This is a genomic window from Bacteroidales bacterium (assembly GCA_013141385.1).
Taxonomy (GTDB): domain Bacteria; phylum Bacteroidota; class Bacteroidia; order Bacteroidales; family Tenuifilaceae; genus UBA8529.
The window spans coordinates 1-14,518 of sequence record JABFRB010000043.1; the positions used below are offsets into that span (position 1 = coordinate 1).

Consider the following 14,518-nt stretch of genomic DNA (forward strand, 5'->3'; position numbering starts at 1 on the left):
AAGGGTAGCTGCAATTGAGCTACCCCTAGATAACCTTTGGCTTAACTTTTGCCGTCGGTCGTTATTTGGCAACACAAAAATAATTATTCTATTTTACTTGCATATGTCTTAGAATGCTGAGCTCACTACGTTCGGTTCGCAAGCTCAGTTCTAACTATTCAAAACATTATAGTTGTTGAAAAGTTCCTCGTCATGTTGATATAAAGTCTTGTAAATATTGGCTTTTGAAAAAAAAATCCTTCAGATTTTGAATTTGCTGAATCCATTAAACCTGAAGGGTTATGAAAGATAAAGCAATGGCAATTTACATTTTTATCGATGATATTCTGTTTCAAAAAGATGAAGTCGAAGACTTGCCTAGCGGAGAATAAAACATCATCTCTATAAAAAACGAAAACCCTGAAGTATGCCGAAGCAGGGACAACAGGGAATAACACCGCAAGTATATAACATGTTTTGATAAAATATAGCATATTATAGACCTATTTTGTATTATTTTGCATAAAACATCAGGTCAACATGAGATTAATACCTCTTTCTTTTTGGATGTTGCCTATTGTCGAAGAAGTTTAACAGAATGATTTTATCGTCCTTGATTTTATAAAAGAGAGTTATTTGCTTAACAATTACAAAACCTCGAATATTCCTTTCCGCATGTTCCAAACTTCCGATTTCTGGGAATTCAATTAGAATATCAAGAAAATCATATACTTTTTTCACAAAAGCTTTTGTTACAGCCTTACCCCATTCCTTCTAAATATAGTCAATAATTTTATCGAATTTTTTGTCAGCTCTCTTAGACCAATAAATGGTTAAAGCCATTTCTTATGCTTTTTTTGGATTTCGGTATGGGAAATTAGATTCGATGGGTCGTTTGATTCAATATCTGCCCGAATGAGTTCTTCTTGCTCCTCTTTGGTGAGTCTTCCCCAAAGTTTTCCATCGGCTCTCTCATTCGTTCTTGCCATTATTGCATAGAACTTCGATAGTATATCATCATTGTTTATACTATCTATAAGGTGATGGAAATTATTTTTCAGTTCTATGGTAGTCATGTTTTTTTTCCAAATATACAAATCTTGGTTAAAAAAGGCAATTGATATCAGTCATTCAATACGCATTAGCCCATGCTAAAGAGTACTTGTAAACTTAGCACCTACACGGATGCTTGTTTTTATTTGAATTAGTGCGGTTTAAAACCGCTATTTAGAGAAGACAAAGTCGCAGATTTCGCCTAACGAGGAGTTGTGCGTTCTCACATTTATTCTATCATATAGTCAGTCCAATAATCTTTAGGACATAAAATCTTAGTTCCCTTGTATTCATTCATGGTAAAGTCATTGGTATTACCTGTAATTAGAAAATCAGCGTTACAGGTTTCTGCAAGTTCCAGAAGTTTGTTATCGTCGGAATCGCTTATTATTTTTAATCGAATTGTTGGATAATATTTGGTTGCTCTTTTCTCAATATCTATAAGTAAAGCCTGAGCATTTGAGATAAAATCAGGAAATTTTGAGAATTTCTTTCTATTCAGCACATTATAATACTCTGCGAATAGTTCATCAGAAAGGCAAAGTTGAATGTAGTCGTTAGAGAATAATTCCTGAACAATGTGATAAGGATAACTACGCTGAATTAGCGCAGAAACAAGAACATTGGTGTCAACTACGATTTTTTGCATTTTTCCTAACCGCTTTAACTTCTTTAGTGATTTCATCCATTGTCATTCCTGAAAGCCCAAATTTTTCTGCAAGCTTCAAACTTTCATTAAGTCTTTGTTTCGACAACTCTCTGCTTACAATATCCAAAAAGTCAGAAAATGAAAGACTTGACTTTAAACCGAACTTATCGAATTCAAGGTCTGATACTGAAACATTTATTGTTTTCATGATTAAAGCAATTATCGTTATCTTCTAATCCCAAATATACAAATTTTTCAAGATCCTTAATTATTTTGAAAAGCAAGCTTGTGAGTTTAACCATCATATCCAACTACAACCTGCCCCAATAGTACGCCACAGGTGCGCTCCGCTAACCTATGCCAAACCCAATGATTTTTGTTTTAGTTACTTTTAGCCTCTGGCGAACGGGGGGTCTCAACGAGTCTCTTGTAAATAGAAATTCCCTTCAAAACCATAAAAACACTTGTAAAAAGCATTTTATTGTTTTGAGGGGAACCCTTAAAGTTAAACTTACCGTCCCCTAAAAGGCATAACTTTCTATGTATTTCGGCTTGGTATTAACTCTCATTGAACTATTTATTGCCTGCAATCAAGAGAATAGGTACCATCACCTAGCGATTTGGCTGAAAAAGCATATCCCATACCTGATCTGTACATTATAATATCACTATAACCGTCGTTGTTGTAATCTAAAGAAATAATACGATCTCTTAAGTCATGTAAATCAAAACCAGCAATGCCTTCATTATGGTAAACAGTGGTAAACGTTCCATCACCATTTGATTTTAATAGGTAGCAGGCTGAGCCACGAGGCCGATAACACATTATATCGTCTTTGCCATCACCATTATAATCTAACGCAATAGCTTTATCTTGTATTTGGTCAAAATTATAGCCTCCTATACCGTTACCATTTTTATAAATATTTGTAAATGTTCCATCTCCATTAGATTTTTGAATATAAACTGTTGGCTTGCTTCCAGTCCTATAACACATTACATCATCTTTGCCATCGCCATCATAATCTAATGCTATAGCTAAATCCTGAACTTGGTCAAAATTAAAACCAGCCAGACCATTACTACTTTTTAATATTGCTTCGAATGTTCCATCACCATTCCCTTGTAGCAAATATACAGCTTTGTTACCAGGTCGAAAGAACATTAGATCCATCTTTTTGTCTCCATTAAAATCTAATGCAATAGCTCTATCACAACGATAGGTAAAATCATAACCACCCATACCATTATTACTTGTATAAGTGGCTGTAAATGTTCCATCTCCATTCGACCTCTCCAAAACCACTTTTCTTGACCCAGGACTATAGCACATTAAATCGTCTTTACCGTCTCCATCAAAATCAATAGTTATAGCCTGATCATCACTAATAGTTGAATTACCATAGTAATTTGCAAAACTAAAGCCATCTAAACCATCCTTGAGAAAAAATACATTAGTAAAAGATCCATCTTTCAGACTTCTATTCAAACAAACCCTACCCAGGCCCGGACGAAACAATAATATGTCTTTTATACCGTCACCATTATAATCCAGCGAAATTATTTGGTCATTGTCAGCCCATAAAGTAAATGGACCTGAAATTATTCCATTAACATAAGATGATTCGTCTACGATGCTCTTTAACATACGATTGTTCTTAGGGACTTGTTGTAAATTCGGATCTTTTGCACAACTAAAGAAGGTAAGAAAAAAAATAATCCACAAAAAATCCAATTTATTCATACATCAAAATTTAATAAAGTACCTACTCTTACGATTTTTGGTTTTCTCGTCTTACTCTTTTAAGGATTTTCAGAAACCTCCCTTATTCTATGTTAGACTGAATTATTCAAAGGTTAAAAAACATCAAAACGCTAACTTCAAAGTTAGTTCTGAGGATATACTGTGTAGTATCAATTCTAAATGCTCGCTTATTTAATCACTACATTATTTTTTCGAATGATTTCGACACGCAATCAAGGCTAAAATCAACATCATTCAATTCCGTTTCTTTCTCAAATATTACAAAGGTGTGTTTGTTCAATAAATTCTTAGGATTAATATTGGTTTTTAGAAGTTCGGCATATACTTTTCGCTTATATGATTTAGGTATTTCTTTATGCTTTTTAATGTTTTTAAAATATCGCACATAAGAACTTATAAAGATGATAGGGTAGAAAAACAGAAAGAGTAACAGGGAACTCTTACTTAACCGTAAATATTTAATTTCCTTAATCTTAAACCCTGAGAGTTTTGCAATTACTCTTAATTTTTGTAAACCTACTAGGAAAATGTGTCCGTAATAAATTTCCTTAGTTACATTTTTGTCTGACATCCATATATCATCTATTTCGTTTGGCGGCATTAGTTTGGTGTTTTCACTTTCAAACAATAAATAGCTGAATTTGGATGCTAAATTGGAATACGAGGGTGTTGTAATTAGAAGTTTTCCATTCAGTTTCAAAACGCGGTTAAATTCTTTAAATGTCTTTGTTTGATCGCTAAAATGTTCAATGCCTTCTTGACATATTAGCATATCAGCATAATTATTAGTTACAGGAATTTTATCAACAATATCAGCACGCTTACACTCTATATCTTTTAGCATGAAATACTCAGGGAACAAATCATAAGCCTCAACTTTTGCACCATTCTCTAATAATATTTCGGTTGTAGCACCATTTCCCGCTGGTACGTCAATTACAATACGATTTCTTAATTCTTCCCTTATACCATCCAAATATTTTTTTACATAAAATTTTGGACTTTTGGGATTGTTCACATAGTTATCAATCATTTTTTAAACATTTTAATATGAAGTTAATTGTTTTTCTGATTATACAAAACCAGAAGTTGTTTTTTGTCGACTTATAATTTGTTAAAAAAAGTTAATTTAATTGATTCTGCTTCTTAACTACCTCAAAACAATAGGCATTTTATATGAACTGTTAGATTGAATCAATTATCATAAACTTACGCATACTCATTACAACCACCTCGTTATGGGTGCAGGAAAAACAAATTCAATTCTATTCAAAACTGCTAATTTCTGAATTGATTGAAATTTTAGGAACCCATCAAAAAATTTAATTGTTTTTTTGCTATGGTGATAGTCAATAGTTAACCAATAAATTTAGAAACGAACTCTGCATAGCGAATTGCTTTTGTATTCGTTTCCAAATTTTTTAAGCGATAAATTAGAAAATAAAGTTGCAACAACGAATATCATTTGTAATAATGATACTATTCAATCACCACTAACTACCAGATTGGTTGCCTTGTGCAAATGTATATAATTATTCATTAAAACCTCACCCTTATCATCACCCTCAAATCATTCTTTTGGTTGCTGCTGATTAGGTCGAGGCCTTGGCCTATTTCATTAACATCGGAGTAGTAGGTTTGTGACCAACGTAGCCAGCAATCGATACGGCTTGTTGGGCTTTATGTAATAAGAGTTTTTTTATTAACTCGGGTTGGATATCTTTGTTAAAAAAATAAAGTCTCTGTTTTCATTTAGCAGTTGTATTGAAGGTCTTGAGTTATGGCTCAGCCTGCCACAATAGAACGATGCAGATATGCTCCGCTAACCTATACCAAACCCAATGATTTTTGTGTTAGTTGTTTACAGTCTCGGGCAAACGCAGTATGGCTTGTTTTTTTGAATTAGTGCGGTTTAAAACCGCTATTTAAAAACGACGAAGTCGCAGACTTTGCCTAGCGGGGGCGAATTTATGCTCCGCTAAACTTTGTCACAATTGGACTTTATTCTTTATCGTTAAAATATTAAGCATTTAATCCCATTAACAACATTTAACCACCCTTCATCAATAATATTCCAAGTAATAATTGGTTTGCCATCAATTGGTAATGCCTTTAATATACCAAACGGTGCAGTATGCCAATCACACGGTCTAAGAATAATAGGAATTACTCTTGCTTCTTTATTTTCATGCCTCTTCATCGCAATTTCCATTTCAATACCCCAGCAAAAATCAGAATTAATAAAATTTACACTAATTAGTAAGATAATAATATTTGCAGAATTTATATTATCCAAAATGGATTGTTTCCATTCATCTCCTGAATCAATCATTTGATCATGCCATTGAAATAATTTTCCTTGACGTTCAAGTAATTTAATATGCGAGATAAAGGAGTCTTTAAAGTCGCTGTCCTTATGAGAATAACTTATAAATAATTTACTTTTCATTTTACATACTAAATATTTCAACATGAAAAAATATTAATTAGTATTGATAAAAAGCTATTACGGTGTAATAATTTTTGCAATTGCCTCATATTCAAAATATTCTCTTGTAATAATATTCTTTGAAAGTAGGTCATCAATATAAAATGACACCCTTTTTCGAATTTCAATATTTTTATTATCATCGAGATTCTTCTCTTTGGAGCTAATTAAAAGCTCAATTTTTTCAGCCCACCATTTTGCCTCAACCAATTTATAAAGACGTTTAGCCACTTCATAATAATAGTATGTTTCTTGACCATTCTTACTTCTCATAGTGGCAATCCACTCATGACTTTGGGCAATTCGAAAAAAATCTGAAGTGGAAACACCATCCATCATTGCAGAAAAAAAGAATCTTTCTGCATCTTCAATTTGTCCCAATTGAAAATAACACTGACCAATACTTAATGAAATTGAAAAGATTTCTCGAATTTCATCTGCTTCCTTAGCTATGTTTGAAGCTTCTTTTAGCAAAGGCAGAGCTTTAACTGGAAATTTTAAAGCAAGATAAACTTGCGCAATTCTATGTTTTGCATAACCAATACCTCTTAAGTTATCATATTTCAATGAAAGTGACAATCCTTCTTCTGCATGTTTAAGTGCAGATATATAGTCATTTGAAGATATATTACAACTAGAAAGGCTTCCTAATGCTATTCCTAGATGTCGATTAATTTTATTCTTTTCATCTTCATTTTTTTCATATATAGCAAGTTCTCTTAATCCTATTGTAGATTCTGAAATCAAAGTTGTCGCCAAGTCAAAGTTGCCAATTCTCCTATAAGTAGAGCCCAAATTTATTTTTAAATTACATTTGGCTATGATATTAGTTATGTCAATAAGTGCTAAAGATTTTTCATAATATTTAATTGCTTCACGCAGATTACCTTGTTCTTTAAAAATATTTCCAATGCAACTTAAAGATAAGGACAAAAATGTTTTATTGTTATTCTTCTTTGCAATATTGAATGCGTTAATATAATTCTGATAAGCAGCCGTTTGTGCTCCAGTTTTTTGTTGACATTTACCAGTCTCTATTAATAAGGAACATGTTGTATCTTCATCTTCGCTGACTTTTGTTCGTAGTAAACTTTCCAGATAAAACCTTGCAAGTTTATTTTGTCCAATTTTTATAAGTTCCTCTATTTCTGTTTTTTTTGATTTTATATTTAACAAATCAGAAGGCGAGTAAATTTCTCGAATAAAATTTGCACGTTTAACAATTTCCTCTCTAATAGATTTGTATAAATTATTTTTTCGACCATGATCATTAAAATCACTATATATACTTAATCCATAAGGTGGAAAAAAATTTAATCTTCTGAACCAAGAAGAATCATCAATGCTACAATTATAAGCTAAAACAGGAATTATTTCAAGTTTATTATCTTTAAACTTTTTTTCTATTATTGGAAATAGATGTGTCGTAACAAAATCTGAATCCAACCAAAACTGACTAACAATTAAAACTAAAATTCTTGATTCTTCAATAAATCTGATTATAGTCTTAATCTCCTCATCTCCCGGTTTAATATCATTCTCAGAATTTACATTGATTCCTTGAAGTTTAAGTCCTGAAAGATAACCAAGTAGTTCATCATCATTTAAAAAACATCTTTCCGATGAATGACAATGAAAAAATAAATTAATACTACTTGATTTGTTTTTTAATAGATCCATATTAAAAATCTTAAATAAAATCAAATACAATTTCATCCCACACACCATTACTAACACCACCAAGAGGATTTAAAGTTGTTTTAATAAATGGGCAAACGGGAAAAAATTCTTTATATTGAGTATTATATCTTTTGATAATAATTGGGCACATCCCATTGCAATCCTTATTTTCTTCAAACAGGGACTTATCTTTGGGTGATTCACTTAATATGTTTTGATTTTTAATGTTCCATGCAAAAATATTTTCATTTACCAGAAGAGGGCATCGGTAAACATTGCCGGAAGGGAATAAATTAAATGTATCATAATACTTTGAAGGACAATCTATGTTTTTATTTTTAATTTCTAGCACATATTTTAAAGGCATAAAACTTATCGGTGCTCTTAAAAATATTTTTGTCTCTTTTGCAACTGTAAGCCAATCTTTAAATTGAGTAATCCATTCTTCGGGAGATAAAGAAATATTTTTAACATTTTCCGTTTGATGATTAAGAATTTCAAGTCTATGAATATTTATTAAGTTAATATTTTTAGTCTCTGCAAACCTTACTAAAGGGTAGATGTCATTCATATTTTCTTTAGTAATAACTGTTGAAATTCGTATTGGTAAATTAAAAGATGAAGTTTCATCTATTTTCCTTATAACTTCTTCAGTTGCTCCTTTGAATCTATTTGTATCATTTATTTTTGGGTCTAATGAGTCTAAACTAAAAGATATATATACAACTCTTAGTTTGGTCAAATGAAACAATTGTTCCTTAGAAAGTGAACCATTAGTATGAACTATTAAATTGAATCCCAAATCTGAGATTGTTTGCGTAATAATATTAAAATTCTCTAATAAGGCGGGTTCTCCACCAACAAGAGTAACATATCCAACATTTAATTTTTTAAAAATAAGGAGATATTTTACCAACTCATTTAATGGAATGGAATATTTGTTTTTCCTACTCTTACTTGGTAAATAACAATAACCGCAAGATTTGTTACACAAAAGGGATGTACTACAAAACAGATGCTTTATTTCACTAAAATGTGCTCGCGATAGATCATTCATAATCCAATTTTAAAACTAATTACAATCAGAGATTATATTTTAGTTATTTTTTCTTTAAATAATTAACTCATTTATGACCTCACCAAGAGCACGACAGTATAACTAAAAACATATGTTAAACTCCACCCTTGGTCTCATTTACTCTCAAATATAAAGAATTAATCCTAATAATCAAAGGATTGTTTTTCCCCTATCTCCTTGATATAGATAACAACCACACCCTAAAACCTCACCCTTACCATCACCCTAAAATCATTCTTTTGGTTGCTGTTGATTAGGTCAAGGCCTTGGCCTATCTCTTTAACGTCGGAGTAGTAGGTTTGTGACCAACGGAGCCAGCAATCAATGCGGTTTGTTGGGCTATAGGCCAGCATTATGTAGGTGCGGATCCCCTTGGAGGAATAGGCAGGAACGGAGAAGGTGTAGAGCATATCGCTCTCGTAGCTGTAAATTCGGGTGTTCCACGAGTCGGTATCGAATATTGCAAACCGAAACGATACGGAAATTGGGTATTTGGGGTGGGTGTAGCCAATATCCTGCGAAAGGGCATAGCCACGTTCACGACCTGTGCTATCGTTACTAAATTCTGTGAAATCGAAGCGACTCCGAAGCATTAGCCGCTTATCGGGAGCGTAGGTTAACTGAACCCTTGCGGATTGTGAGATTTGGGGAATAACAACCACCATCCTATCGCATTCTGCGATATAGTTCTGCTCCGCTCTCTTTAATCTATAGCGTATCTGCCCTGTAAGCGTTGCGCTAAAGCGATATTCGGATTGTACTAGGTACTCGTGCCCTGTGGAGGGCGCATTTACCCTATACTTCAGCCATGGGAACGAGAAAATATCAACATACCCCGATAGGGTTAACCGTTTAATTGGAAACAGTGTAATGCCTGTGAATATCCCCTTCTCGTTGTATGCCCCGCTGCCCTCGGCAAATGCTGATGTGTAGATATTTGTATAGCCTCGGGTGTAGCTCCTGCCAAGTACCGAGAATTCTACTAATGGTGATAGTTTAAACAGCCCACCAATAAGTACAGCGTGTTCAGAGGTTTTTGGTTCTATGGCTGCTTCGCCAAAGAGGAGGTGATTTTTAATGTATCGCTGGAGGTTGAAGCCAATATTTGTTCTGCCTATGGGCGATGGGCTGTAGAGTTTGTACAGTGAACTATCAACCCTAAAGCCACCATCAATCCTAACATGCGAGATGGTTATTCCGCCATTTATCTTTCGCCCTTTGTAGGATATGTTACCTCCGGCAATCAGCTCGTCCAGTGCGCCCTTGCTCAATAACTCCTTTGGGGTTCGGTGCAACCCCGATTGGGGTAACGAGGTGAAGTATTTTTGACCATCAATTAGAGTATCCTCAGGGCTTGCATCAATTTTTTTGTATGAACCGAAGATTGTAAAATCAAACTTTTTTATTGGAATAGTCACACCAGCACCTCTCAGAAATATATTTTCATTCGCCGAGGAGTGCTTTACCAGCCCACGGGGTCGTTTTCGTATGCCTAGAGGGTTGGATGATTTCCCGGCAGACAGATTGCTCCAAAACGTTAATCCTTGCCCAAATTCGGCATCAAAATCGCCAACAACGAGTTTTTTTATCACCCCAACTTTTGAAAGGGTAAAATAGCCCGATAGGTAATCGAATCCTTTCTGATTTGCGCCCTTAAAGAATTGCTCTCCTGCATCCTTCTCCACTATCAACCCAAACGCTATTCTATCCTTGGCCTGAAAACCATAGCGAGTGTAAAGGGAATATTTACTTCCCAAGTATCTTGATGCTTCGGGTGTTGAAGGGTTTTTATAACCAGCCTGATTTTCGAGGATTGTGCTTGATTTTACACTTACCTCGTGTCTTCCATTTCTTAAAAGATATTTAAGCGGCTCTAAATCGTTAGGGTTACCCAGTTTAATGAATGGGGCAATTCGTTGTATATCCTCACGCTCAAAACCAAATATCAGCTGTAGCTCGTAAATACTCAATAAATTTCCGTTTGTTTGAATATAATCCCAAAGGCTCTTTACCTGAAAATCGGAGAGAAATGCCAATTTGGATAGATCCTCGATGCTGCACTGGTTAATGTTTAGTGGATTTTCGAACAGGTACATCAAATCCTCAACAATTGGAGTATAATCAATCTCCTGATCCGTTTTTGATGACATATCCTCAATAATATCGGATATCAGCTGCTGCGGATCAACCCCAACGCCCTGTGACCAAACCTTTTGCATAGCAAAAAGGAGAATCAGGATAAATGCGATTTTGTATCTATTCAGGCACATAACTTAGTAGTAGTTCCTTTTGGGAGAAAAATATTCGTGTTAGTTTCGATTTAATAGTTCACGCAAAGTCGCAAAGTTCGCGAAGAAGAAAAAACTAAAAGTTTTTTCCCTTTGCGTTGATTAATTGTCAACATTATAAGGTTCTCAATTTTTTCGATAAAACAATATTAGTATGTTTTTACTACTACTTTTCCTATAACCTTTAAAGAGGAAAACCTTAATTTCTTTGCGGCTTTGCGACTTTGCGTGCAAATCTGCTCTATTTTTAATCCAATTCTCATTTCTCAGGCTTATCCTGTTTGCTGGTTTTGCTATTGAATGTATAGGAAACCGATAGGAACGGGGTATACCCCAAAACTTCGTGGTAGGAGAATGCCAAATCGAAATCTACTGATTTTACCTTCCACCCAAGCCCGAATGCCAACGACATAGGATTCGAGGACATCCCCGCCCGAAAATATAAGTTTTTAGCGGGCGAATACTCAAGTCCCGTTCTGAAAACTGGGCTGGATTGGGTGTTGTCGTCACCTTGAAGGGTAATAAGAATGTATTTGGATGGTCTGTATGTCAATCCAATACCAAAAAAAGTAGCGAGTTTCTGATTATTCCCAAGCGACGAATGTGTTGGATTAAAAAGGTAAGCCCCAATCGCAACTTTTTCGAGAGGTTGATAGATGATTCCCCCTTCGGCGGTTAGGCAATTCGAACTGCCGTATCCTCCTGCTAATTGCACCGTGTGATAGTTAAACCCAACACCAGCAGCAATAGTCTTGGTAAGCATCATTCCATAAGAAAGTCCAAATCGTGATTGGCTGTACTGGCTGTAGCCAAAATGGGTAATAGCAATCCCAAAAGTTCCCGGTTTTACAGGAATACAACCACCCAACGAGCTATAATTGAGTTCCTTTACAAAATATCTATTCTCGTGGTAAACGCCAGCCCAGTAATCGCGCTGCCATCCCAACCCAGCCTGATTATTGAATATCGACCAAGAGTCCGTTAGGGCAATTGCGCTATTCCCCAAACCAGAAGCCCGTGCTCCAATAAGCTTATCGGGCTCTGATGAATATGAAAGTAGTGGAAAAAGTAGTGGGATTAGAAAAAGTTTGCTTGTATTGATAAAATCAAAAGGCTTAAATCTGGAAAAAATCATGCTAATTCACTTTATACTCAAACTTAACTTTAGATAATTCCTGATTTGCAGATATTACCTTTTTTGCAAGACTTTGCTTGAACTCAATCATTTGCTTTTGAACCTCGGGTTCGCCAGTTCCAATAATTTGGATGGCAAGAATACCCGCATTGCGAGCACAATCTAGAGCTACCGTTGCCACTGGAATTCCTGATGGCATCTGGAGAATAGAGAGGATTGAATCCCAACCATCAATCGAATTTGACGATTTAACAGGTACTCCAATTACTGGAAGTGGAGTTAATGCGGCAATAACACCTGGAAGGTGAGCGGCTCCGCCTGCTCCAGCAATTATCACTTTAATTCCACGGGTATGAGCATTGCGGGCAAAATCCAAAACCTGATCGGGTGTGCGGTGTGCCGATAGGGCATTCATCTCAAATGGAATCTTCATCTCATTCAGTATCTTTGCAGCCTCTTCCATAATAGATAAGTCGGATGCACTACCCATAATTATGCTTACTTTAGGATTCATTTTATGTTTTTTTAGGATTTTAAGATACAGATTTGTTAACAAACCACCAAATTTCAAAAAAAATAGTAATTGGAAGAATTTTTAAAAAAATGCAGAGTTCGTGCAATTTACATAAAGCAAAAAACCTGAATAAATTAGTATTATAACTGTTTAATTATCATAATGAAACAAATTAGATAACTCCTCTCGATTTTTATTTTGTCCATGAGTACAATAGTGCTTTTTTATTTAATATAACTAGAGTTTTATTCTGCAAATGGCACACACATAACATTATTGTTCAAAACATTTGTCAAAAAAGAAATTACAATCCATTCAAAAAGTACTCTTTGGTTACATGAAACCGATTAAAGACGATAGCTGCACTCGGAAGGTTTTCATTCACCCCAAGGATGAATGCCGGAGACATATCGCAAGAAATCTGTGTTATGCTTTCAGGTGTGCCCTTATGCAGCTTAAGGTCTTCATGAACGCTTCAACCACCTCATGATCTCTCCCCAGGGTGACAAAGAGCGTTCTCTTCTCTTTAAGGTCTATGAAGAGCGTAGCGTAATCATGACCCTTGCGAGCCGATGTCTCGTCAACACCGATGCTGGTTACCTGAGAGTAGTCCTCCAGATCACGGCACGTCCAGGTATACAGCTGCAGCATGTTCCATACCTTCTGATCGTAAGTGCTCATGAGTTTGCTTGCTTGGTGGATGGGCATTTGCTTGACCAGCTCAAGGATAAGGGCTTCGAATAAAAGGGTAAAACTGCTACTTATGCCCTCCCATGGTGTTTGAACCAAGCGTACATTCCCTTTTTCAACCCTAACTCGCGGCTCCCATGCGGGTAGGTAATACTGGTACTGGAAGAAGTTTAAGTGTTGCCAGATTTTTTTCACGGTATCGTAGGCTTTATAGCTGCCTTCAATGCCGTTCTCTTTGTTTTGGTAATAGAATGATGATCCCCGCTCAAAATCTATCCAGATGTCCAGTTTGCCTTGCTCTAAATCAAATTGTACTTTCATGGACGAATCATGGCTTTCCAATCATCAATGCCTTCGCAAATAAATCTTTCTGTGTCATTTGGGTATGAATCAAGTGTTATGTAAATTTACAAATAACATTTACCCATTCATTTTTATAAAGAACCAAAATCATTTAGTTATGGCAAAATCATTTATTGATAAAGATTTTTTGAGTCAATTAACATTCGAACCTTTAAACCCCAATAATTGGATGAAGTTTGTTCAACTTTTTGGGGCAAAGGGGGCTTGTGGGAATTGTTGGTGCATGTATTATCGCCTTAAAAAGGTGGATTTTGTTGAGGGAAAAACGGATGAAGGGAATAAAGAGGCGATGAAAAAACTTGTGATGGAAAATAAACCAACAGGAATCCTTGGCTTTTACGACGGACAACCAATTGCATGGTGCGCATTTGCTCCCAGAGAACACTTTTTAAAACTCGAAAAGTCACGAGTTCATAAACGTATCGACAATAATTCCGTTTGGTCAATACCCTGCTTTTTTATTGATAAAAAATTTAGGCGAAATGGCATTTCAGTTGAACTTTTGAAAGGCGTTATAAAGTATGCCAAAGAGAATGGTGTTAAAATTATAGAGGCATATCCAACTATTCCAACTAAAGAAGGTCTTCCCGATTCATTTGCATGGATCGGATTATATAAATCCTTTGAACGTGCAGGTTTTGAGATTGTAGATAGAACATCTAAAAACAGACCAATGGTTCGCTATTATACAGATAAGCAATAATTTCAGCAGGGACTTTTAAAATCAATAGTTCGTTAAAGTTTTATTATTGATTTGTAACATATTGTTTTTGTGATATTTTGTGTTTTCGTGATTTGGTGGCAAAAATTTTATAATAGCCACAAAATCACCAAGT

General features: G+C 35.0%; 15 protein-coding genes. 1 reads left to right on the top strand and 14 read right to left on the bottom strand.

The window, feature by feature from the left end:
- Window positions 1-525: 525 nt before the first annotated feature.
- The 14 genes from HOO91_19690 to HOO91_19755 form a co-directional block, all read right to left on the bottom strand.
- Entirely contained in the window at window positions 526-720 is a 195-nt protein-coding gene (locus HOO91_19690; protein ID NOU19785.1) for a hypothetical protein, read from the bottom strand.
- 92 nt (window positions 721-812) lie between these two features.
- On the bottom strand, window positions 813-1,055 hold the full coding sequence (locus HOO91_19695) for a hypothetical protein (GenBank protein ID NOU19786.1): 243 nt from the start codon (window positions 1,053-1,055) through the stop codon (window positions 813-815).
- Window positions 1,056-1,261: 206 nt separating this feature from the next.
- Window positions 1,262-1,681 (bottom strand): putative toxin-antitoxin system toxin component, PIN family, encoded by a 420-nt coding sequence (locus HOO91_19700; protein ID NOU19787.1) that lies wholly within the window; start codon window positions 1,679-1,681, stop codon window positions 1,262-1,264.
- Window positions 1,662-1,889: a hypothetical protein gene (locus tag HOO91_19705; protein NOU19788.1), complete on the bottom strand. Its 228-nt coding sequence runs from the start codon at window positions 1,887-1,889 to the stop codon at window positions 1,662-1,664. The genes HOO91_19700 and HOO91_19705 overlap by 20 nt, the downstream gene beginning before the upstream one ends.
- Before the next feature lie 369 nt (window positions 1,890-2,258).
- A complete protein-coding gene (locus tag HOO91_19710; GenBank protein ID NOU19789.1) occupies window positions 2,259-3,425 on the bottom strand; it encodes a VCBS repeat-containing protein in 1,167 nt (388 codons plus the stop codon).
- Between the two features lie 199 nt (window positions 3,426-3,624).
- Entirely contained in the window at window positions 3,625-4,479 is an 855-nt protein-coding gene (locus HOO91_19715; GenBank protein NOU19790.1) for a class I SAM-dependent methyltransferase, read from the bottom strand.
- A gap of 981 nt (window positions 4,480-5,460) precedes the next feature.
- Window positions 5,461-5,895: a toll/interleukin-1 receptor domain-containing protein gene (locus tag HOO91_19720; protein NOU19791.1), complete on the bottom strand. Its 435-nt coding sequence runs from the start codon at window positions 5,893-5,895 to the stop codon at window positions 5,461-5,463.
- A gap of 57 nt (window positions 5,896-5,952) precedes the next feature.
- Window positions 5,953-7,614 (bottom strand): tetratricopeptide repeat protein, encoded by a 1,662-nt coding sequence (locus HOO91_19725; GenBank protein NOU19792.1) that lies wholly within the window; start codon window positions 7,612-7,614, stop codon window positions 5,953-5,955.
- 10 nt (window positions 7,615-7,624) lie between these two features.
- Entirely contained in the window at window positions 7,625-8,671 is a 1,047-nt protein-coding gene (locus tag HOO91_19730; protein NOU19793.1) for a radical SAM protein, read from the bottom strand.
- Between the two features lie 221 nt (window positions 8,672-8,892).
- Window positions 8,893-10,911, bottom strand: coding sequence for a helix-hairpin-helix domain-containing protein (locus HOO91_19735; protein NOU19794.1), 2,019 nt, complete (start codon window positions 10,909-10,911; stop codon window positions 8,893-8,895).
- Window positions 10,912-11,239: 328 nt separating this feature from the next.
- Window positions 11,240-12,115 carry a hypothetical protein gene (locus tag HOO91_19740; protein NOU19795.1) on the bottom strand — a complete coding sequence of 292 codons (876 nt, stop codon included), beginning with the start codon at window positions 12,113-12,115 and terminating at the stop codon, window positions 11,240-11,242.
- A 1-nt stretch (window position 12,116) separates the two neighbouring features.
- Window positions 12,117-12,629 carry a 5-(carboxyamino)imidazole ribonucleotide mutase gene (purE, locus tag HOO91_19745; protein ID NOU19796.1) on the bottom strand — a complete coding sequence of 171 codons (513 nt, stop codon included), beginning with the start codon at window positions 12,627-12,629 and terminating at the stop codon, window positions 12,117-12,119.
- 304 nt (window positions 12,630-12,933) lie between these two features.
- Entirely contained in the window at window positions 12,934-13,083 is a 150-nt protein-coding gene (locus tag HOO91_19750) for a hypothetical protein (GenBank protein NOU19797.1), read from the bottom strand.
- Entirely contained in the window at window positions 13,056-13,640 is a 585-nt protein-coding gene (locus HOO91_19755) for a transposase (protein NOU19798.1), read from the bottom strand. Before HOO91_19755 ends, HOO91_19750 begins: the two co-directional genes overlap by 28 nt.
- 139 nt (window positions 13,641-13,779) lie before the next feature.
- On the opposite strand from HOO91_19755, the gene HOO91_19760 reads away from it, so the two are divergent.
- Window positions 13,780-14,385: a GNAT family N-acetyltransferase gene (locus tag HOO91_19760; protein ID NOU19799.1), complete on the top strand. Its 606-nt coding sequence runs from the start codon at window positions 13,780-13,782 to the stop codon at window positions 14,383-14,385.
- Window positions 14,386-14,518 lie beyond the last annotated feature (133 nt).